The following is a 21,019-nucleotide window of genomic DNA, read 5'->3' on the forward strand; positions in this document are numbered from 1 at the left end:
CGATGGCACGAATGAAATTCATCTGCGACGCCGAGCGCTGCATCGAGTGCAACAGCTGCGTCACAGCCTGCAAGAACGAGCACGAGGTGCCCTGGGGCGTGAACCGCCGCCGCGTGGTCACGCTCAACGACGGCGTGCCCGGCGAAAAGTCCATCTCGGTGGCCTGCATGCACTGCAGCGACGCGCCCTGCATGGCGGTCTGCCCCGTCAACTGCTTCTACCGCACCGAAGAGGGCGTGGTGCTGCACGACAAGGATGTGTGCATCGGCTGCGGCTACTGCAGCTATGCCTGCCCCTTCGGTGCGCCGCAATTCCCGTCGCAAGGCACGTTTGGCGTGCGCGGCAAGATGGACAAGTGCACGTTCTGCGCCGGCGGCCCCGAAACCCACGGCAGCCAGGCCGAGTTCGAGAAATACGGCCGCAACCGCTTGGCCGAAGGCAAGCTGCCCGCCTGCGCCGAGATGTGTTCCACCAAGGCCCTGCTGGCCGGCGATGGCGACGTGGTAGCCGACATCTTCCGCAACCGGGTCGTGCAACGCGGCAAGGGCGCCGAAGTCTGGGGCTGGGGTACGGCCTACGGTTCGCAACAAGCGGGGCAACCGCCCGCAGGAGGCAACAAGTCATGAGCAGCCGCACCGCTTACCCCCTGATGGCCGTGTTGGCCGTTGCCGCGCTGGCGGCTTGCGGCGAAAAGCCGCAGACCGGCGCGGGTATCCGCAGCGACGCGCCACCCTACGCGGGCACCGGGAGCAACTTCACCCAGCCCGGCTGGAAGGCGGGCGACAAAGCCAGCTGGGAGTCCGAACTGAAGGCGCGCCAGCAGTACTCCCAGAACGAATACACCCGCACGCAGACCAAGTGAGGCCCGCCATGCAACACATCCTATGGTCGGTGGCGCTGGCAGCGGGCCTGGCCTGGGGCACGGCCGGGGCGCAAGCCCCCGCCGCACCGGAGCCGGCGGCGCCCGCCGTGGCCGCGCCTGCGGGTATCCAGAGCCAGAACATCTTCGAGGTCAAGCCCGACGCCAGTGCCGATCCGCACTACGCCGAGCAGACCAATGGCGAGCGCGCCAAGGTCCAGCCCGGCAACAACGCGCCCATGTGGCGCCAGGTGGGGCAGGGCGTGACGGGCTACAGCAGCCTGCCCAAGAGCCAGGCGCCCGAGGCCGGCAACCTGATCCAGTCCTTCGTGCAGTACCCGGGCTCGCGCTACACCAACGCCGGCGAGGCCTGGCGCCAGGTGCGCAACCAGTGGATCATCCCGTACGGCGCCGCGCTGCTGGCCATCGTGCTGCTGGCCCTGGGCATCTTCTACTTCGTGAAAGGCCCGCTGGGGCACGACCACCCCGAAGGGGGCGGCGCGCGCCGCATCGAGCGCTTCACGCCGTTCGAGCGCGCGGCCCATTGGGCCAATGCGTTCGCCTTCCTGGCGCTGGCGGCCTCGGGCATCGTCATGGCGTTTGGCAAGTTCTTCCTGCAGCCCGTTCTGGGGGCCACGCTGTTCGGCTGGCTGACCTATGCGCTCAAGAACGTGCACAACTTCATGGGCCCGCTGTTTGCCGTGTCCCTGCTGGTGATCATTGTCACCTTCATCAAGGACAACATCGCCAACCGCGCGGACTTCGTCTGGCTGTCCAAGGCCGGCGGCATGCTGGGCGGGGACCATCAGGTGCCTTCCCACCGCTTCAACGCCGGTGAGAAGGGGCTGTTCTGGTGGGGCATCACCATTCCCGGCATCTTTGTGGTGGCGTCGGGCCTGGTGCTGGACAAGCTCATCCCGGGGTTGGGCGACGTGCGCGGCGACATGCACATCGCCCACATGGTCCACGCCACGCTGGCGATCTGGATGGTGGCGCTGATCTGCGGCCACATCTACATGGGCACCGTGGGCATGCGCGGCGCCTACAAGGCCATGAAGACCGGCTACGTGAGCGAGGGCTGGGCGCGCGAGCACCATGAGCTCTGGTACGAAGACATCCAGGCCGGCAAGATCCCGCGCGAGCGCAGCGCCGAAGCCAAGGCCCCCGGCCAGGCACCGGCCAACCCCACCGTTCAGGCATGAGGTTTTCCATGGCGAAGTTGATGATGACGACACCGATCCGCACCGCCGCATGGCGCACCGCGGCAGCCCTGGGCGCGGCCGCGCTGTGCTCGCTGGCCTCGGCCAAGCTGCCCCCTCCGTCCCCCGAGGCGGCGGCCAAGGCAGCTGAAGCCGCCGCCAAGGCGAGCTGGAGCGCCAAGGTGGACAACTACAAGCTCTGCCAGGCCCAGGACCGCGTGGCCGCCCACTACCGCAAGACCACGCCGTCGGCCAAGCCGGCCACTGCTGCCGGCGCCGCGTGCATGGACCCGGGACCGTTTGCCTACACCCCTCCCGAGGCCAAGCCACTGGAGGCCGCCGGCGCGCACTCGCCCGCCGGCACGGCGGCCAGCCCCCACAACACTGCCGTGCCCGCCGCAGCAGGCGCCTCGGCCCCCAAGCCCTGACAGGCGGCGCCTCCTGGCGCGGGAATCGCACGTCCCTGCCATCAGCCCGCACTGTTTTCCCTCCCGCCGCGCTGCAGCCCCCTGCAGCGCGGCGTTGTTTTTGGCGCGCCGTGCGGGCGGGATGGTTTCCCGGTTCCAGCACCGCCTGGCCGCAATGCGTACATTTGGCCCATGACTGCCCTGACTTCCTCCCCTGAACCTGCGATGGTTCACACCTTAGCCAACGGGCCGCGCCTGACCGCCGCGCGCGCGCCGTTGACGCACAGCGTCACGGTGGTCAACGAGCATGGCCTGCAGGAAACGGTGCAGATCCCGGCCGAGCGGCCGCTGACGGTGTATGTGGACCGGCGCGAACTCGTCACCCTCATGACGCTGGGTGCGCACCCTGAACTGCTGGTGCTCGGCTACCTGCGCAACCAGCGCCTGGTGGATTCCGTGTCGGACATCGAGTCCATCACGGTGGACTGGGAGGTGCACGCGGCTGCGGTGCGCACGCGCCATGGCATTGCCCGGCTGGATGAGCGCACGGCCACCAAGGTGGTGACCACCGGCTGCGGCCAGGGCAGCGTGTTCGGCGGGCTGATGGATGCGGTGGAGCGCATCAGCCTGCCCGAGGCCCGGCTTACGCAGGGCCAGCTGTATGGCATCGTGAACGCCATCCGGCTCAAGGAAACCACCTACAAATCCGCCGGATCGGTACACGGGTGTGCGCTGTTCCGCGGGGAAGAACTGCTGGTGTTCGTGGAAGACGTGGGGCGCCACAACGCCATCGACACCATTGCCGGCTGGATGTGGATGAACCCCGAGCCGGGCGATGGCACCGGCCCGGCGCAAGCCCCCCTGTCCGGCACGGACAAGGTGTTCTACACCACAGGCCGCCTGACCAGCGAGATGGTCATCAAATCCGCCCAGATGGGCGTGCCCATCGTGGTGTCGCGCAGCGGCATGACGCAGATGGGCCACGCGGTGGCGCAGCAGCTGGGCCTGTGTGCCATCGGGCGTGCAACCAACCGCCGGTTCGTGTGCTACAGCGGCGCGCACCGGCTGGTGCTGCAGCCGGAGCTGGCGCAGCCGGCGGCGGCCACGGTGGCGGGCGAAGGTAGCGCGAGACCGTAACGCAACTGCAGTACGCCGGGATCAAGTGCGCGGCGGGGTCGGGGATGAAGCCGCCTTGCGGACGGTATCGCGGTTTCCGTGGGACCGTGCGAAGGCGCGCCGCACCACCGCCGCGCCGGCGCCGCTGCCGCTGTCGGGAGCGGTTGCGTGCGCCGTGGAGACAGGCTGCCGGGGGTCACATCGCAGCGCGTCGAAGGTGGCCTGGAGCTCCTTTTTCAGGGTGCGGAGCTGTGCCATGTGGGCGTCAATCTGCGCAAGCTTGGCCTTGAGCTGCCGCTCAATCTCGGTACGGCCGAAGGTGCCTTGCGCCATCTGCGGCAGGATGGCCTGTATCTCCGCCAATGAGAATCCCAATGCTTGCGCACCCCGCACAAATTGCAGCGTAGCGACGTGGGCCTGGCTGTAGGTGCGGTAGCCATTGGCCTGGCGCTGCGGCGGGGCAATGAGGCCTTGCTTTTCGTAGTAGCGGACGGTGTCGGCCGACACCCCGACCGCCTGGGCGATTTGACTGACGTTCATGGTGGCGCGGGCGCAAGTGCGCTGGCAATGGAGCTTGACATTGGAGCATAGACCAAGCTTTACGCTGCGCTCCTTTTGGCTTTCAGGACAAGACCATGCTCTGCCCTCGCTCCCGCTTTTGCACGCTCCTCGTTTCGGCGGTCATGGCCATCACGGCGCACGCCCAAACCACCGCCTCGAACCCAGGCCCGCTCCCGGACGTGGGCTTTGCCATCGTCAAGACATCGCAGGTTGCTGTGCCCGAGGTCCTGCTGGTGCCCGGTGGCAGCGTTGCCAAACAGGTGCACTCCAACTTCTCCGCTTTCCTGGTCAAGCACCACGACGACTATCTGTTGTTTGACACGGGCATGGGCAGCCAGATAGACCTCCAGTACCAGCAGGGCATGCCGGTATGGTGGCGGCCTTTCTTCAAGTACGACAAGCCCGTGGTCAGTGCGCGCGCGCAGTTGGACAAGGCTGGCATACCACCGTTGAAGCGCGTGATTCTGAGCCACAGCCATTGGGACCATGCTGGCGGTGTGCAGGATTTTCCGGAGGCGTCGGTGGGTGTTGCCGCAGCAGAGCTGGCCCGGGTGCGCACCCCCAGCACCGGGCCCGGAGGCACCTGGGAATCGCAGGTCGGTGCGGCGTCCATTCAATGGGAACCCCTGGTGTTCCAGCCCGCACCGTTCAAGGGCTATCCCGAAAGCCTTGATGTCTTCGGGGATGGCACCGTGGTTCTGGTGCCCATGCCTGGCCACACCAAGGGCTCCGTGGGGTTGTTTGTCACGGTGGATTCGGGCAGGCAGTATTTTCTGGTGGGCGATGTGGTCTGGACCGTGGCTGCCCTGCAGCAGGGCGCGCCCAAATTCTGGGTGGCCGGCAAACTGGTGGATGACAACGCACCGCAGACGCAGGCCAGCCTGGAGAAGCTGCAGGTGCTGGCGCAGTCCGAGCCGGACCTGGTAGTGATCCCTGCACACGACAGCGCGGTACAGGATCCGTTGGGGTACTTTCCGGCCTGGGTGCAATGAGCCGAGAGGACTCCGGCGGGGCGCCGTGGGTCACATCTCTTCGCCATCGGCTGACCGTGGCGCGTGCCCCAGGCGGCAGACCATTTCCATCCCGCCAGCCCAAGGCCGCTGTACCCCGTGTCTCCACGGACCGGGTGCTCACAAGGGCTGCGGGGAAACCTTGCAACGGAGTGTTGGTAAAGCGCGATGGTCAACGATCACCGTTGACTCATCGGCGCTGGGTGATCATCCCCTTGCTCGGCTTCGTTGCCTGCTCACGCCCAGCAACCCCAGCATGACCGACAACGAGACAAGAGCCCACGGTGCGTCCACCGGAACCGCGGAAGGAGGCACTACGGGCGCAAAGGGGTCGCGGATGCTGCCGACCGTTGCATCCGAGTCGCCTGCGCCGTTATCGGTAATGCTGTACGTCACCGTCTTGCGGTCGGCGCTGAGCGTCACGCCGCTGAGCGGGAACCAACGGGACGCAGCCACCACGCCACCCACCGCGGCGGTCGCGGGGCCGAACTTCCAGAATTGCACGCCCGTCGGCAGGGCCTCCGGATAAGTGATCGCCATCGTCACTGTTCCTGTACAGCTTGTGGACTCGAATGCGTATTCCCCATAGGGCATGGGTTTGTCTGCGGCCGGGTGGGTGACTGCGCCAAACCCGCTGGCAGGGCTCAACGTGCAGGACGGCCCCCCGCCGGAAAGGGTGGCGCTACCGGTGCCTGCCATGCCCGACACAGGCGTCGACACGGTGAGCAGGCGCGGGATGGCTGCTGCGGAGGGCGCGGACGCCGCGCTGTTGCCCACTGCATTCCTGGCAGCAACGGTGAACGTATAGGCCGTTCCGTTGGTCAGGCCCGTCACCACCAAGGGGCTGCCCGGACCGCTTGCGGTGGCACCGCCCGGACTCGCAGTCACCGTATACCCTGTGATGGAACTGCCGCCATCAAATGCTGGCGCAGCAAAAGCCACGGACACCTGCCCGTTTCCGGCGGTACCTGCTGCATCGGTCGGTGCACCTGGCACAACGGCGTTCACGGCAAAGGTGCGGCTGACAGTCGCCGCCGCGCTATAGGCACTGTCTCCGGGCTGATCGGCATTGATCGTGCAATTGCCCGCTGCAACGAACGCCAGCGCACCGCCGGATGTGATCGTGCAGATGCCGGTCGAGATGGAGGTGAACAACGGCGTCAAGCCCGAGGTGGATGTTGCCGTCAGCGTTGGGGTTGTGCCGAAGGCCTGCGCCCCGGGGTTTGTAAACGTGATGGTTTGGGATGCCCTTGGCGTCACCGCCGCGGATGCGATCGATGCCGGACCGGAGCCCGCGGTGTTTCTAGCGGTGACGGTAAAGGTATATGCCGTACCGTTGGTCAGGCCGGTGACGGTAATCGGGCCGGTCGTGGCGGTCGCCGCGGCGCCGCCGGGGCTGGCCGTGGCCGTGTAATCCAGGATGGGGCTGCCGCCTGTGAAGACCGGCTCGGCAAAGGCGACAGAGACCTGCCCCCCGGCAGCGGTACCCACCACCGCGGTAGGTGCACCGGGCACTGCCGCGTTCACTGCAAAGGTTTGCTGAACCGTTGTTGCTGGCAAATAGGTGCCATTGCCGCCTTCGTCCGCGTTGATCTTGCAGCTGCCTGGAGTGACGAATGTCAGTGTCCCGCCGGGAGTAATCAGGCACACGCTGGCTGTGCCGGTGGTGAAGGTAGGTACCAGTCCGGAAGTGGACGTCGCCGTCAGGGCGGGGGACGTGCCGAAGGTCTGCGCCCCGGGGTTGTTGAAGGTAATCGTTTGCGTTGCCTTGGGCGTCACTGCGGCGGAGGCGGCTGAGGCCGGGCCGGTTCCCGCCGCGTTCTTCGCGGTGACGGTAAAGGTATAGGCCGTCCCATTGGTCAGGCCCATGAGCACGATGGGGCTGGCAGCCCCGGTCCCCGTGGCGCCGCCTGGGTTGGCGGTGACGGTATAGCTGGTAATGGGGCTGCCGCCGTCCGACCCTGGCGCGGTGAATGCGACGCTGGCCTGCCCGCTTCCGGCTGTTGCCACGGGATGGGTGGGGGCGCCCGGTGCAACCGCGTTGACCACGAAATTTTGCCCCACCGTGGGTGCGGCCAGATAAGCGGCATTGCCGGCCTGGTCGGCGTGGATCGCACAGGACCCGGTCGCCAAGAACGTGAGGGTTCCTCCGGGAGTAATCCCGCAAATCCCCGGCGTGGTGGAACTGAAGGTGGGAGCCAGCAGAGAGGTCGATGTGGCCGTCAGGGTCGGTGCAGTGCCGAAGCTTTGTGCGCCGGGGTTATTGAAGGTGATGGTTTGTGGCGCTTTGGGAATCACGGCGGCAGAAGCCGCAGACGCTGACCCTGTGCCCGCCGAGTTGGTCGCGGTCACCGTGAACGTATACGCGGTACCGTTTGCAAGACCGTTGACGGCGACGGGGCTGGCGGTGCCGGTTCCGGTGATTCCCCCCGGGTTGGACGTGACGGTATAGGCAGTAATGGCACTGCCGCCATCCGATGCGGGCGCGGTGAAGGAGACGTCCGCCTTCGCATTTCCAGCGATTCCGACAGGGTTGGCGGGTGCGCTGGGCGGAACTGCATTGATGGTGAATGTCTGTTCTACCGTGGGCGCTGCCAGATAGGCCGTATCACCTGCCTGATCGGCGTGAATCGTACACGACCCTGCCGTCAAGAACGACAGCGTTCCACCCGACGTAATGGTGCAGATGCTGGTCGATATGGACGTGAATATGGGCGCCAAGCCCGAAGTGGAAGATGCGGTCAGCGTTGGCGGAATACCAAATGTCTGGGGGCCTGGATTGAGAAACGTGAGGGTTTGCGGCGCTTGCGGCGTCACCGGGGCAGAAGCGGAGGACGCCGCGCCAGAACCATTGATATTTCTTGCCCTGACCGTAAACGTATATTCAGTGCCATTTGTCAGGCCGGTGACGGTCAGCGGGCTGAGTGCGCCGGTGCTGGTAATGCTACCGGGACTGGATGTGACGGTATAGTCAAGAATTGCACTGCCGCCATCGGACGCAGGTGCAGTGAAGGCGACGGTTGCCTGTTGATTCCCGGCCGTTGCCGTCCCGATGGTCGGGGCGCCGGGGACCGCCGCCGGGATGATGACCGTGGCCGTTTGCAAAGTGGCGTTGCCATCGAAAAACTGAAAGTTATCCGTGGTATTGGAGATGCCGTTGGGGATGGAGTAATAAAAGGCGTTGAAATCGTTGGGTCCGCCATTGTTGGTCGAGTGGACAAACATATTGCTGTTCCCCTTGCTGCTGGACTGAAGCATGAGGCCAGCGCCGTTTGTAACGCCGGTGTTGTTGATGTTGCTTGATCCATCGGCGTTTGAAAGGCCAAATGAGTCGGCATTGCCGCAATTTGAATTGTCGCTGGCAGAAAATAAATACCGGTACCTCGCTGGCTGCCCGATGTATTGGCTGTCCGCGGGTTCGAAAGTCACCTGCCCACTGTTCGCGCCAGAGGATGCCGTAAAGCTGATGTTGCAGGCGGAAATTGCCATCTGGGATGCGATGGCGGAAAATATGAATATTAATATCTTTATTAATGTTTTTGACATATTCTTGTGGTAAAGCTTTTGGGGCCTGCCTGCGGGGTTGGTGAAAAGATTTTGAGTCTCCTCATTGGCTCTTGGCTGTCCACTTTTTTTTGGCATTCGCACAACGAGGCGTGCAGACCCCGGTCGCACGGGGCTCTGCAATTCACCGCAACGGGGCGAGTCACCCCGGTGGCATGATTCCTTCATGACTGACCCGAACGCCAACAGTGCCTGGGCCGACACCCGGCCCGGCCCGTGGGACCCCGAGCCCGCCAAGATCGAAATCCCCCTCGGCCAAGGCCCGGCCGTGCTACCCCGCAGCGTCGCCACGGCTGCGGTGGGCGCCCCTCCCGCACCCCCTACAGCCCCGGCTCTCTCCCATGGCGCCTGGATGCGCGAAGGTCTTCGGTCTGCGCTGTTCCTGCCGCCGCGCACGGGGCCTGCGGCGCCATCGCCCTGGCAATTGCTGGTGCTGTCGCTGATCGGTGGTGCCTTGGTCGTGGTTGCGGCGCGGTTCCAGGTGGTGGGCCCGGCGCAGTTCAACCTGCGGGGCTGGCTGGCACCGATGTGGAGCAGCCTGGTGCTGCTGTGGGTGGCGTGGTGGGCGATGGCACCCGCGCAGCGGGCGGTGGCAGCGAGTGGAGCAGGGTCATCGCTTGCGCCCTCGCAAGGCTCGGCAGTGCCTCCGTCGGGCGGCCTGGCGGCGTGGTATGTCCTGTCGGTCTGGGCACCGCTGGCGCCGGTCTTGTTGCTGTACGGCCTGGCGGGTCTCGCGGCGCGCCAGCCCGGGCTGGTGGAGGGGGCGGTGGCGGGCACCGTCTTTTGGGCGGCCTATGGCGCACTCATGCTGTGGGTGCTGGCTGCGCTGGTGGTGGTGACAGCGCGCTTTGTCCGCTCGCGCTCGCGCACGGCAGTGTTTGCGGTGGCCATGGCGGCAGTGGTGGGCGTGGGGGCGTGGCAGTTTCAAGACCCGCCGTGGGATGACGCCAGTGCGCAGGGCCTGGCCGACGGGGTGGAGGCTGGTGCAGATGCCCAGGCGGCCGAACCTGCCGAGGCGCAAGAGCCCGCCCACCTGGTGTTGTCGCAGGCGGTGTTCGAGCAGCAGCAGGCGCTGTGGGCGCGGCAGGTGCAGGCGCTTGCGCCGCAGCGCGAGGGGGTGGTGGATGTCTACGGGCTGGTGTTCGCGCCCTATGCGGGCGAAGAGGTGTTCCGGCGCGAGAGCACCCTGGTCAGTACGCTGCTGCAGGAGCGTTTTGATGCCCAAGGCCGCGTGATCCACCTGCTCAACCACCCCGACACCGCGGACACCCTCGCCTGGGCCACGCCGCAGAACCTGCAGCGCGCCATTGCTGCGTTGGCGCAGCGCATGGACCGCGAGCACGACCTGCTCGTGGTCTACATGACATCGCACGGTGCGCGCAACCACGCACTGGCGGCTGCGCACTGGCCGCTGGAGGTGCCGCCCGTCACGCCCGAAATGCTGCGGTCGATGCTGGACGCCTCGGGCATCCGCCACCGCGTGATCGCCATCTCGGCCTGCTATTCGGGCGGCTGGATTGCGCCGCTGGCCACCGACACCAGCCTGGTGATGACCGCCGCCGATGCCACCCACACCTCGTATGGGTGTGGTACGCGCTCCGAGCTGACCTTCTTTGGCCGGGCGGTGTTCGACGAGCAACTGCGCCGCACGCATTCGTTCACCGAGGCGTTCGCCCAGGCGGTGCCCGTCATTGCGCGGCGCGAGGTGGAGGCCGGCAAGCAAGACGGGTTCTCGAACCCGCAGATCCATGTGGGTGCCAAGGTGGTGCCCGTGCTGCGGGCGCTGGAGCAGCGGCTGCAAACCGCCGAGGCGGACCGCGGCCGCGCGGGCGCCACGCAGCTGGCCGGTGCGGGCGCAAAGCCCTGAGCGCCGCGCCCCCGTTCCGTTTGCGCTACCGTTGCGCCCATGAACCTGTCTTTCTTGCGCCTGGGCTGGCGCACCCTGGCCCGCGACCTGCGTGCCGGCGAACTGCGGTTGCTGATCGTGGCCGTCACGCTGGCGGTGGCGGCCCTCACCTCGGTGGGCTTCTTTGCCGACCGGCTGCAGGGCGGCCTGCAGCGCGACGCCTTGCAGTTGCTGGGCGGCGATGCCGTGGTGGCCAGCGACAACCCCACGCCACCCGCGTTTGCCGAGCGGGCCAAGGCCCTGGGCCTGCAAACCGTGACCACGGTGGGTTTTCCCACCATGGGCCGCGCCAGCGACGCGCAGGGCGGCGCGAGCAAGCTGGTGGCCCTCAAGAGCGTGCCGCCCGGCTACCCGCTGCGCGGCAGCCTCACCGTGGCGGACGCGCCGGGTGCCATGGACCAGCCCACGCGGGACATTCCAGCCCGGGGCGAGGTGTGGGTGGATGCCCCGCTCCTCGAATCGCTGAACCTGGCCATGGGCGACAGGTTGCTGCTGGGCGACTCGCAGCTGCGCATCGCGCGCATCATCGTCATCGAGCCCGACCGGGGGGCTGGCTTCATGAGCTTTGCGCCCCGCGTGATGGTCAACGAGGCCGACCTCCCGGCCACCGGCCTGGTGCAGCCCGCCAGCCGGCTGACCTACCGCTTTGCGGTGGCCGGCCCGGCAGGCGCCGTCAAGGCCTTCAACGAATGGGCGGTGGCCGAAGCCAAGAAGCCCGAGGTGCATGGCGTGCGCGTGGAGTCGCTGGAAAGCGGCCGCCCCGAAATGCGCCAGACGCTGGACCGGGCGCAGAAATTCCTCAGCCTCGTGGCCCTGCTCGCCGCGCTGCTGTCGGCCGTGGCCGTGGCGCTGGCCGCGCGCGGCTTTGCGGCCGAGCACCTGGACGCCTCGGCCATGCTGCGCGTGCTGGGGCAGAGCCAGCGCACCATCGCCGGTGCCTACACCACCGAATTCGCCCTGGTGGGGCTGTTTGCCAGCAGCCTGGGCGTGGCGCTGGGTTACGCGGTGCACTACGCCTTTGTGCTGCTGCTGGCGGGCTTGGTCGAATCGGCCCTGCCGCCGCCCAGCCTGTGGCCTGTGGCGTTCGGGCTGGGCATGGGGCTCACGCTGCTGTTCGCGTTTGGCCTGCCGCCCGTGCTGCAGCTGGCCCAGGTGCCGCCGCTGCGCGTCATCCGCCGTGATGTGGGCGGGCTCAAGCCTGCGTCGCTGGCGGTGCTGGGCGTGGGCATCGCCGGCTTTGCCGCCCTGCTGCTGGCCGTGAGCAGCGACCTCAAACTGGGCGCCATTGCCGTGGGGGGCTTCGCGGGGGCCGTGGCGCTGTTTGCGGGGCTGTCGTGGGTGGCGGTGAAGCTGCTGCGCAGGAGCGTGAATGAAACGACCGCGCCGCGCTGGCTGGTGCTGGCCACGCGGCAGATCTCGGCCCGGCCGGCCTATGCCGTGGTGCAGGTCAGCAGCCTGGCCGTGGGTCTGCTGGCGCTGGTGCTGCTGGTGCTGCTGCGCACCGACCTGGTGGACAGCTGGCGCCGGGCCACGCCGCCCGATGCGCCCAACCGCTTCGTCATCAACGTCATGCCCGACCAGGCCGACGCGTTCCAGCAGGCGCTCAAGGACGGCGGTGTCGCCCGGTACGACTGGTATCCCATGATCCGCGGGCGCCTGGTGGCCGTGAACGGCCAGGCCGTGAGCCCGGACCACTACACCGACGACCGCGCCAAGCGCCTGGTGGACCGCGAGTTCAACCTGTCCAACGCGCTCGAGGCCCCGGCCCACAACCCGATCGTGGCAGGGCAGTGGACGCCGGGGGAGGAGGGCGCCATCAGTGTGGAGGAAGGCATTGCCGAGACGCTGGGCCTGAAGCTGGGCGACCGCCTGCGGTTCGACATGGGCGGCGTGCAGAGCGAGGCGCGCATCACCAGCCTGCGCAAGGTGGACTGGGGCTCCATGCGGGCCAACTTCTTCGTGATGTACCCGGTGGCGGGGCTCCCGGACGTGCCGGTCACCTACCTGGCGGCCTACCGCGCGCCGGAGGTGCAGGGCTTTGACAACGCCCTGGTGCGGCAGTTTCCCAACATCACCAACGTGGACATGGGCGCCACCATCGCGCAGGTGCAGCGCGTGCTGGACCAGGTGATCCGCGCCGTGGAGTTCCTGTTCGCCTTCACGCTGGCCGCCGGGCTGGTGGTGCTGTTTGCCGCCGTCACCGCCACGCGCGAAGAGCGCGCCCGCGAATACGCCATCATGCGCGCCGTGGGGGCGCGGGCCAGCCTGCTGCGGCAGGTGCAGCGCGCCGAACTGGCTGGCGTGGGCCTGCTGGCGGGCTTTCTGGCCAGCGCCGTGGCCGTGGCCGTGGGCTGGGCGCTGGCGCGCTTTGTGTTTGACTTCACCTGGACGGCGGCGCCCTGGGTGCCGCTGGCCGGCGCCATTGCCGGGGCCTTGCTGGCGCTGGCGGCCGGCTGGTGGGGGCTGCGCGAGGTGCTGCTGCGGCCGGTGGTGGACACCCTGCGGCGCGCCGCTGAGTGATGGTTGTCGAGGACTATAAAATTGATAGCTGTTTGCGCTTGCTGCAAAAGCGCTGGAGCCTGATTTGCCATGAATTCTGATTCCACCGAAGCCTCCACGGCAGCGCAGGCCGCTGCCACGCCCTACGACTGGATTGGCGGCGAGGAGCGGGTGCATGCACTGGTCGAACGCTTCTACGACCTGATGGACCTGGAACCCGCCTACACCGAGCTGCGCGCCGCCCACGGCAGCGACCTGGACTCCGCGCGCCAGAAGCTGTTCTGGTTTCTGTGCGGCTGGCTGGGCGGGCCTGATTACTACCAAAGCCGCTTCGGCCACCCGCGCCTGCGCATGCGCCACCTGCCGTTTTCCATCGGCATCAAGGAGCGCGACCAGTGGGTGGCCTGCATGGACCAGGCCATGGGCGAGACCGGCGTGCCGCCGCAGCTGCGGGCGCGGCTCAAGGAGAGCTTCATGGGCACGGCCGACTGGATGCGCAACAAGGGCGTGTGACCCGCGCAGGCTGCCGCCGGCCCGGCGCCGTCCATTCAACTCAAGGAGCGAAAACCACCATGACCCTGTTACGCGATGCCCGTTTTCAGGAACAGGCGCTGGCCCTGGGATACAGCTTTGATGGAGAGATCAAGATCGGCGGCAACTATGTGCCGCTGGTGCGCGACGGCCACCACATCTACCTGAGCGGGCAGATCCCCCGTGTGGGCGATACCGTGGTGGTCACGGGCGCGGCGGGAGCCGGCGCGTCGCTGGCCGACGCACAGAAGGCGGCCAAGGTGTGCGCCATGCGCGCGCTGGCGCTGCTGCAGCGCGCGCTCGGGTCGCTGGATGCGGTGCAGTCCATCTTGCGCATCACGGTGTATGTGCAGTCGGCGCCCAGCTTCACGCAACAAAGCGAGGTGGCGGATGGGGCGTCCGAGGTCTTGTTTGCAGTGCTGGGGGAGGCCGGGGCGCACACGCGCACCTCGGTGGGTGTGCTGCAGCTGCCCAAGAGCGCCACGGTGGAGGTGGACCTGATCGCGGCCACCGTGGCTGCACCTCCAGCCGCTTGAAGGAGCGTTTCCCATGGGCGCACCGGCTCACCCCCGCTTCAACGTGTTTGGCCGCATCGTCGAGGTACGGCGCGAGGGCGCGCTGTGGCAGGCTTACCGCGTGGGCGGGGACGGCAAGCGCACACCCGCGGGCTTTGTCATCCCCGATTTTGTGGCCGAGCAGGAGCTGGCACAGTTCCTGGAAGACCTGTTCCACGAAAGTGCCTCGCCGCACAACGGCGACGTGCGCCGCATCGACTGAGCCGCCGCAAGGCCCGTGACCGTTGCCCGCAACGCGGGTGTTGCGGCACCTTGCCACGTCACACCGCTGTCAAACCCGGCCCAGACACTCGGTCCCTTGTTTCAAACGGGGACTGTTCATGTCGGAACGCACTCTGGGCTTTTTGATCTCTCCTTCGCAGGTTTCACGCCGTGTGGCCGCACTGGGCGTGGTGGCGCTGGCTGCATCGCTGGCGGCCTGCGGTGGCGGCAGCGACAACGGCAGCACCGCTGCGGGCGCCACCGCCACGCTGGCCGTGCTGGAGACCACCGACCTGCACTTCAACGTGCGCAGCTACGACTATTTCAAGCTGGCCGACGACAAGAGCTACGGCTTCGAGCGCACCGCCACGCTGGTGCGCGCCGCGCGCAAGGAGTTCGCCAACACCCTGCTCGTGGACAACGGCGACACCATCCAGGGCACGGCCCTGGCCGACTACGAGGCCACCGTCAACCCCATCCCGTGCACGCAGCAGCTGTCGATGTACAAGGCCATGGGCGCGTTGGGCTTTGACGCCGGCACGCTGGGCAACCACGAGTTCAACTACGGCCTGCCCTTCCTGAACCAGGTGCTGGGCGGCGGGCTGGACGTGGACGGCGTCGATGCCGCCAAGAAGTGCGCCGGCGCGGGCTACCCCATCGTGCTGGCTAACGTGGTCAGCAGCAAGACGAAGAAGCCGCTGGTGCAGCCCTACACGCTGCTGGAGCGCACGCTGGTGGCCAAGGGCGCCGACGGCAAGGAAGTGAAGCTGCCCATCAAGATCGGCGTGATCGGCTTCACCACCCCCGGCATCATGAACTGGGACAAGCGCTACCTCGAAGGCAAGATCACCACCGAAGGCGCGGTGGAAGCCGCCACCAAGTACGTGCCCGAACTGCGCGCCAAGGGCGCCGATGTGGTCGTGGCGCTGCTGCACGGCGGCATGGACAACGCGCCGTATACGGCCACCATGGAGAACCCCGGCCTGCACCTGTCCAAGGTGGCCGGCATCGATGCCATGGTGATGGGCCACCAGCACGGCGTGTTCCCCGACACGGCGGCCACCCCCAGCTTCAACCTGCCGGGCGTGGACCACAAGGCCGGCACGGTGAACGGCGTGCCGGCCGTCATGGCCAGCTCCTGGGGCAAGGCGCTGGGCGTGGTGCAACTGGCGCTGCAGTGGGACGGCAGCAAGTGGGTGGTCAACAAGGCCGCCAGCAAGGCGGAACTGCGCAATATCCAGAGCAAGAACGCCGCGGGCGCCACGGTGACGGTGGACGCCGACCCGGCCATCGCCCCGCTGATCGAGACGCAGCACCAGGCGGCCATCCAGTACGTGAAGACGCCCATCGGCCAGACCGACTTCCGCATGAGCACGCTGTTCGCCGATGTGGGCGACCCGGGCGCGATCCAGATCGTCAACCAGGCCCAGCAGGCGTACGTGGCGGCCTACCTCAAGGCCAGCCTGCCGCAGTACGCGCAGCTGCCCGTGCTGTCGGTGAGCGCGCCGTTCAAGAGCGGCTTCCAGGGCGGTGCGGACTACACCGACGTGGCCGTGGGCCCGCTGGCCATCAACAACGCGGCCGACCTGTACCTGTACCCGAACACGGTGTATGCGGTGAAGGTGAACGGTGGCGACATCAAGAACTGGCTGGAGGCGGCCGCCAAGCGCTTCAACCAGATCGACCCGGCCAAGACCACCGAGCAGCCGCTCATCAGCACGTTCCCCGGCTACAACTTCGACATGTTCACCACGCCGGACGTGCAGTACGAGATCGACGTGACCCAGCCGGTGGGCAGCCGCATCAAGAACCTCACGTACCTGGGCAAGCCTATCGACGTGGCGCAGGAGTTCGTCATCGCCACCAACAACTACCGCGCCACCAGCGGCAAGAGCTTCATCGACAAGCTCGACGGCTCGGGCACCATCTGGGCCTCGCCGGACGCGAACCGCGACGTGGTGATCGACTACATCCGCAAGAACCCCGCCGTGACGCGCGCCGCCAACGGCGCAGCCAAGAGCTGGCGCTTTGCCAAGGCGAACGTGGCCGGCCCGGTGGTGTTCAGCTCGGGCGCCAACGCGCTGCCCGTGGCGCAGGCCGCGGGCCTGGCGAACGTGTCGCTGGTGGCGGCCGACGATGGCTCGGGCAAGGGCACGGCCAAGTACCGCATCGACCTGTCGAAGTGATCCAGGTCGGTTGATTGCTATATAGTTGATAGCTGCTTGCGCTTGCTGGACAAGCGCTGCAGGGCGATTTGGCTCAAACTTTACGAGCCACCGCCCAGCCGCCGGCGCCCCGGCTGCAGCAGCACCACCAGCGCGCCCGCCCCGCCGTCCGCCGGGCGGGCCTGCACAAAGGCCAGCACCTCTTTCTTCTGCACCAGCCAGCGCTGCACCCGGCCCTTGAGCACCGGCGTCTTGCCCGGCGATCCCAGGCCCTTGCCGTGCACCACGCGCACGCAGCGCAGGCCGGTGCGGTGGGCCAGGCGGATGAAGTTGCCCAGCGCCTCGCGCGCCTCGTCCGTGCGCAGGCCGTGCAGGTCCAGCTGGCGCTGAATGCTCCAGTGCCCGGCGCGCAGCTTGTGCGTCACCTCGCGGCCGATGCCGGTGCGGCGAAAGCTCAGCTGGTCGTCCACGTCCAGCAGGGTGGACACGTCGAACTCGTCGCTGATGGATTCGCGCAGCACGCGCTCCTCGTCCAGCCAGTGCTGCACGGGCAGGGGTTCGGGCGGCTCGGGGGTGTGCCAGCGGCGGTCGTGCTGGCCTTTCAAGGCCTGCACCGGGCCCACGGCGGTCTGGAACAGGTTCTGCTCGGCCCGGGCGCGGCGCTCGGCCTCGGCGCGCTCTTGCTGCAGCCGTGCCTCGCGCGCGGCCCGCTCGGCGAGGGCTTTGCGCAGGGCTTGCAGGTCTTGCAGGGATCGGGCTTGGAACGCGCTCATGGAAGGCTCGGTTGTACCGCATGCGGGCGCTGCTGCGGCCCGGGCGCGGCTTTCTCCGAGTCAGTGCACCCGGTATTCCGCCGCAATGAACTGCGTGGTCTGCGCGGGGTTGAAGTTGTCGTCGCTCACGAACACCAGCACGCGCGCGCCCCCGGCCACGGCCGGCAGCGGCGCGCCCCAGGCCATGCCCTCGATGTTGTCCACGTGGGGCAGGCCCAGCTGTGCAAAGTCGGCCACCAGCGTCTTGGTGGCGGGCGTGTGGTTGCCAGCGGCCAGGGCGGGCAGGCCCAGCGTGTCGCTGGCGCTGGCCAGCGCGATGCGATACAGGCGCACCGAGGTGCCCACGCCCAGCGTGTAGGCACGCTCCAGCACCAGCAGGTGGTCCGGGCCGTCGGCCAGGATCTCGCTCACGCCATTGGTGGTGTAGCCGCCGGGCAGGGGGCTGGCGTGGGGCACCGGGTCCAGCGGGTAGGTGATCTGGCGCAGGGCGCGGCCGGTCTCCACGTCGATGGCGGTGATGCGCACCGGGGCGCCGCCGCTGGCGGGGGTGGCGCGCGGGCCGTCCTGCACCCAGGGGCCTTCCATGGCCAGCCAGGCGATGCGCCCGTCGGGCGACAGGGCCAGGCCCTCCAGCGTGGCGTTGTCGCGCGGGCCGGACTTTTCTGCTTTGCGGGGCGCGAACGAAGCCGGCAGCGCGTAGTCGCGCAGCAGCGCGCCGTCGGCGGCCCGGGTGGAGCGCAGGGCGGGGCCGAAACCGCGGGCGAAGTCGCCTTCGCTGGTCCACAGGAAGGCGCCGCCGCCGGGCAGCCAGCGCACGGCTTCGGGGTCGGGCACGTCCGTGCCTTCGACGGCACGCAGGCGGGGCGCGTAGGGCTGGCCGGAGGGGCTGCGCAGGGTGATGACGCCGGTGAACTCGGGCGGGGCCAGCGTGTCGGCGGTGTAGCGGATGCGGGCGGTGTAGGCGCGGGCGGGGTCCACGGCCGATCGGTCGTCGGACAGCAGCAGGTACTGGTCGTGCTCCGCGTCGTAGTCCACGCCCGAGAGGCCGCCCACGGCGGTGCCGCCCACGTTCCAGCGGTGCGGCAGCGCCACCGCGCCAATGAGGCGCAGGCACGGTGCGGCCTGCTGCGCCCCGCAGGCGGAGGGCGTGACCTGCGGCGTGGGCGGCACGGCGGGCGCGGTGCAGGCGGGCAGCAGGAGGGCGGTGGCGGCCCACAGGGCGGCCAGCACGGCGGTGGCCAGGCCGCCAGTACGCAGCCGCAGCCGTGGCCGGGGGCGGCGGGGCGGGGACCCAGGAGCGTTCGAGGCCATGGGCTTCAGACCAGACCCTGCTCGGCCATGGACAGCGCCTGGCCGGGGGCGACGATGACGTGGTCGAGCACGCGCACATCGATGAGGGCCAGCGTGCTCTTGAGCGTTTGCGTCAGGGCCTCGTCGGCCCGGCTGGGCTGCACGCTGCCGCTGGGGTGGTTGTGGGCCAGCACCACGGCGGCGGCCTGGTGGTGCAGGGCGCGCAGCACCACCTCGCGCGGGTACACGCTGGTCTGGGTGAGCGTGCCGCGAAACAGCTCCTCCATGGCCACCAGGCGGTTCTGCGCGTCCAGGAACAGCACCGCAAACACCTCGTGCCCTTTGGCCGACAGGTGCAGCTGCAGGTAGTGCTTGACGGCCTGCGGCGAGCTGAACACTTCGCGCTCGCGCAGCTGCTGGGCCAGTGCGCGGCGGGCCAGCTCCAGCACGGCCACCAGCTCGGCGCGCTTGGCGGGGCCCAGGCCCTTGATGCGCTCCAGATCGGCCGCGCCCGCGTGCAGCAGCCCGGCGATGCCGCCAAATCCACCGCGGACGGCGCCGGTGGCGGCGTCCACGGCCGGCGGCTCCAGCAGTTCCTCGGCCATCTGCAGCACGCCCTTGCCGACGATGCCGGTGCGCAGCAGGATGGCCAGCAGCTCGGCGTCGGCCAGTGCGGCGGGGCCGCGGGCCAGGAGTTTTTCACGGGGCTGGGCGTCGGCGGGCAGGTGCTTGATGGCCATGGAACAGGTGGACAGGGGACGCGCCCGCAGCGGTGGCGGGGTAGGGTTTTGCCCGGTTTTCTACAATCGCAGGAGTTTATCGAGACTGCCATGACCACTACCGCTGCCGCTTTGCCCACTGTCCAGCCGGGCTCCTTTCTCACCTTGCACTACCGCCTCTCGGGCCCTGCCGGCGATGTGATCAACACCTTTGCCGACAAGCCGGCCACCCTGTCGCTGGGCACGGGCGAGCTGTCGCCGGCCATGGAGCAGCGCCTGCTGGGCCTGGCCGAGGGCACGCGCACCACGTTCGAGCTGCCCGCCGGCGAGGCCTTCGGCGAGCGCAACGCCGACATGGTCCAGTGGGTGGCGCGCAAGCTGCTGAACGAGCTGGGCGACCCGGACGAGCAGTACAGCGTGGGCGACGTGGTGCAGTTCCCCACGCCCGACGGGCAGGGCAGCTACGCCGGCGCGGTGGCGCAGGTGCGCGAAGACGGCGCTGTGCTGTTCGACTTCAACCACCCGCTGGCCGGCCAGCCGGTGACGTTCGAGGTTGAACTCATCGGGGTCCTGTGATGCCAGGACCACAGGAAATCCTGCTGGCCGAACCGCGCGGCTTTTGCGCCGGCGTGGATCGCGCGATCGAGATCGTGGAGCGGGCCCTGCAGAAGTTCGGCGCACCTATCTACGTGCGCCACGAGATCGTGCACAACACCTATGTGGTGAACGACCTGAAGGCGAAGGGCGCGATCTTCATCGAGGAGCTGTCGGAGGTGCCTCCCGGCGCGACGCTGGTGTTCAGCGCCCACGGCGTGAGCCGCGCCGTGCAGCAGGAGGCCCAGGCGCGGGGCTTCAGCATCTTTGACGCCACCTGCCCGCTGGTGACCAAGGTCCACGTCGAGGTGGCCAAGCTCGCCAAGGAGGGCTACGAGTTCATCATGATCGGCCACAAGGGCCATCCCGAGGTGGAAGGCACCATGGGCCAGCTCGACCACGGCATCCATCTGGTGGAGGACGTGCAGGACGTGGCCCGCGTGCAGCCCGCGCAGACCGCCAAGCTGGCCGTGGTGACGCAGACCACGCTGAGCGTGGACGACGCCGCCGAGATCACCGCCGCCGTGCGCGCGCGCTTCCCCAGTGTGCGCGAGCCCAAGCAGCAGGACATCTGCTACGCCACGCAGAACCGGCAGGACGCCGTGAAGCTGCTGGCCCCGCAGGTGGATCTGGTCATCGTGGTGGGCAGCCCCACCAGCTCCAACAGCAACCGCCTGCGCGAGCTGGCGGCGCGGCTGGGCACGCGCGCCTACATGGTGGATTCGGCCGACGAGCTGCGCACCGAGTGGTTCGACGGCGTGGCCCGCGTGGGCCTCACGGCCGGCGCCTCCGCCCCTGAAGTGCTGGTGAGCGCCGTGGCCGACCGCATCAAGGCGCTGGGCGCGGTGTCGGTGCGCAAGATGGACGGCATCGAGGAAACCATCAAGTTCCCCCTGCCCAAGGGCCTGAAGATCGACGCGGCCACCGGCCTGCAGATCACCGAGCGCACCCCCGAAACCGGCCCGGCCGCGCGCTGACGCGCCGTGTCGGGTTGGTTTGCTCCTGAATTGATAGCTGCTTGCGCTTGATGGGCGGGCGCTAGAGGCCGTT

The 21,019-nt window shown here is 68.2% G+C and carries 19 protein-coding genes; 14 read left to right on the plus strand and 5 right to left on the minus strand.

The features are described from left to right. Nucleotides 1-2 precede the first annotated feature (2 nt). From fdh3B to LWW96_RS20950, 5 genes are all read left to right on the plus strand, one after another. Nucleotides 3-626: a formate dehydrogenase FDH3 subunit beta gene (gene fdh3B, locus LWW96_RS20930; protein WP_291489791.1), complete on the plus strand. Its 624-nt coding sequence runs from the start codon at nt 3-5 to the stop codon at nt 624-626. Next, nucleotides 623-862 (plus strand): hypothetical protein, encoded by a 240-nt coding sequence (locus LWW96_RS20935; protein ID WP_291489792.1) that lies wholly within the window; start codon nt 623-625, stop codon nt 860-862. Before fdh3B ends, LWW96_RS20935 begins: the two co-directional genes overlap by 4 nt. 8 nt (nt 863-870) lie before the next feature. Continuing rightward, nucleotides 871-2,061, plus strand: a complete 1,191-nt coding sequence (locus tag LWW96_RS20940; RefSeq protein WP_291489793.1) for a formate dehydrogenase subunit gamma — start codon at nt 871-873, stop codon at nt 2,059-2,061. A gap of 23 nt (nt 2,062-2,084) precedes the next feature. Further along, complete coding sequence (locus LWW96_RS20945) at nt 2,085-2,486, plus strand: hypothetical protein (RefSeq protein WP_291489878.1); 402 nt, start codon at nt 2,085-2,087, stop codon at nt 2,484-2,486. A 204-nt stretch (nt 2,487-2,690) separates the two neighbouring features. Further along, a complete protein-coding gene (locus LWW96_RS20950; protein ID WP_291489794.1) occupies nt 2,691-3,602 on the plus strand; it encodes a formate dehydrogenase accessory sulfurtransferase FdhD in 912 nt (303 codons plus the stop codon). A 21-nt stretch (nt 3,603-3,623) separates the two neighbouring features. On the opposite strand, the gene LWW96_RS20955 is transcribed toward LWW96_RS20950, so the two are convergent. Next, nucleotides 3,624-4,121, minus strand: coding sequence for a heavy metal-responsive transcriptional regulator (locus tag LWW96_RS20955; protein WP_291489795.1), 498 nt, complete (start codon nt 4,119-4,121; stop codon nt 3,624-3,626). A 95-nt stretch (nt 4,122-4,216) separates the two neighbouring features. Here LWW96_RS20955 and LWW96_RS20960 point away from each other — a divergent pair, with 95 nt between their 5' ends. Continuing rightward, complete coding sequence (locus tag LWW96_RS20960) at nt 4,217-5,134, plus strand: MBL fold metallo-hydrolase (RefSeq protein ID WP_291489796.1); 918 nt, start codon at nt 4,217-4,219, stop codon at nt 5,132-5,134. Nucleotides 5,135-5,359: 225 nt separating this feature from the next. On the opposite strand, the gene LWW96_RS20965 is transcribed toward LWW96_RS20960, so the two are convergent. After that, nucleotides 5,360-8,794: a fibronectin type III domain-containing protein gene (locus LWW96_RS20965; RefSeq protein WP_291489797.1), complete on the minus strand. Its 3,435-nt coding sequence runs from the start codon at nt 8,792-8,794 to the stop codon at nt 5,360-5,362. Between the two features lie 88 nt (nt 8,795-8,882). Here LWW96_RS20965 and LWW96_RS20970 point away from each other — a divergent pair, with 88 nt between their 5' ends. The 6 genes from LWW96_RS20970 to LWW96_RS20995 all read left to right on the plus strand — a co-directional run bounded on the left by LWW96_RS20970 (nt 8,883) and on the right by LWW96_RS20995 (nt 16,614). After that, nucleotides 8,883-10,583: a C13 family peptidase gene (locus LWW96_RS20970; protein ID WP_291489798.1), complete on the plus strand. Its 1,701-nt coding sequence runs from the start codon at nt 8,883-8,885 to the stop codon at nt 10,581-10,583. 39 nt (nt 10,584-10,622) lie between these two features. After that, nucleotides 10,623-13,142 carry an FtsX-like permease family protein gene (locus LWW96_RS20975; RefSeq protein ID WP_291489799.1) on the plus strand — a complete coding sequence of 840 codons (2,520 nt, stop codon included), beginning with the start codon at nt 10,623-10,625 and terminating at the stop codon, nt 13,140-13,142. Nucleotides 13,143-13,211: 69 nt separating this feature from the next. Beyond that, the gene (locus tag LWW96_RS20980; protein WP_291489800.1) at nt 13,212-13,634 is read left to right on the plus strand and encodes a group II truncated hemoglobin; all 423 of its coding nucleotides are present in this window, start codon (nt 13,212-13,214) and stop codon (nt 13,632-13,634) included. Nucleotides 13,635-13,693: 59 nt separating this feature from the next. Beyond that, complete coding sequence (locus tag LWW96_RS20985) at nt 13,694-14,188, plus strand: RidA family protein (RefSeq protein ID WP_291489801.1); 495 nt, start codon at nt 13,694-13,696, stop codon at nt 14,186-14,188. A gap of 13 nt (nt 14,189-14,201) precedes the next feature. After that, nucleotides 14,202-14,429 (plus strand): hypothetical protein, encoded by a 228-nt coding sequence (locus LWW96_RS20990; protein WP_291489802.1) that lies wholly within the window; start codon nt 14,202-14,204, stop codon nt 14,427-14,429. A gap of 118 nt (nt 14,430-14,547) precedes the next feature. Then, nucleotides 14,548-16,614, plus strand: a complete 2,067-nt coding sequence (locus LWW96_RS20995; protein WP_291489803.1) for a bifunctional 2',3'-cyclic-nucleotide 2'-phosphodiesterase/3'-nucleotidase — start codon at nt 14,548-14,550, stop codon at nt 16,612-16,614. Nucleotides 16,615-16,694: 80 nt separating this feature from the next. Here LWW96_RS20995 and LWW96_RS21000 read toward each other — a convergent pair whose 3' ends face one another. Genes LWW96_RS21000 through radC form a run of 3 tightly spaced genes read right to left on the minus strand, consistent with a single transcriptional unit; the run spans nt 16,695 to nt 19,396 of the window. Further along, a complete protein-coding gene (locus LWW96_RS21000) occupies nt 16,695-17,366 on the minus strand; it encodes a Smr/MutS family protein (protein ID WP_291489804.1) in 672 nt (223 codons plus the stop codon). Between the two features lie 60 nt (nt 17,367-17,426). Then, nucleotides 17,427-18,677, minus strand: a complete 1,251-nt coding sequence (locus LWW96_RS21005) for an esterase-like activity of phytase family protein (protein ID WP_291489805.1) — start codon at nt 18,675-18,677, stop codon at nt 17,427-17,429. Between the two features lie 5 nt (nt 18,678-18,682). Then, nucleotides 18,683-19,396: a DNA repair protein RadC gene (gene radC, locus LWW96_RS21010; RefSeq protein ID WP_291489806.1), complete on the minus strand. Its 714-nt coding sequence runs from the start codon at nt 19,394-19,396 to the stop codon at nt 18,683-18,685. 90 nt (nt 19,397-19,486) lie between these two features. On the opposite strand from radC, the gene LWW96_RS21015 reads away from it, so the two are divergent. Both LWW96_RS21015 and ispH read left to right on the plus strand, forming a co-directional pair. Then, nucleotides 19,487-19,951: an FKBP-type peptidyl-prolyl cis-trans isomerase gene (locus LWW96_RS21015; RefSeq protein ID WP_291489807.1), complete on the plus strand. Its 465-nt coding sequence runs from the start codon at nt 19,487-19,489 to the stop codon at nt 19,949-19,951. Then, nucleotides 19,951-20,946, plus strand: a complete 996-nt coding sequence (gene ispH / locus LWW96_RS21020) for a 4-hydroxy-3-methylbut-2-enyl diphosphate reductase (RefSeq protein ID WP_291489808.1) — start codon at nt 19,951-19,953, stop codon at nt 20,944-20,946. The genes LWW96_RS21015 and ispH overlap by 1 nt, the downstream gene beginning before the upstream one ends. The last annotated feature ends 73 nt before the right edge of the window (nt 20,947-21,019 follow it).

Source organism: Acidovorax sp. (assembly GCF_021287135.1).
Taxonomy (GTDB): Bacteria; Pseudomonadota; Gammaproteobacteria; order Burkholderiales; family Burkholderiaceae_C; genus Acidovorax.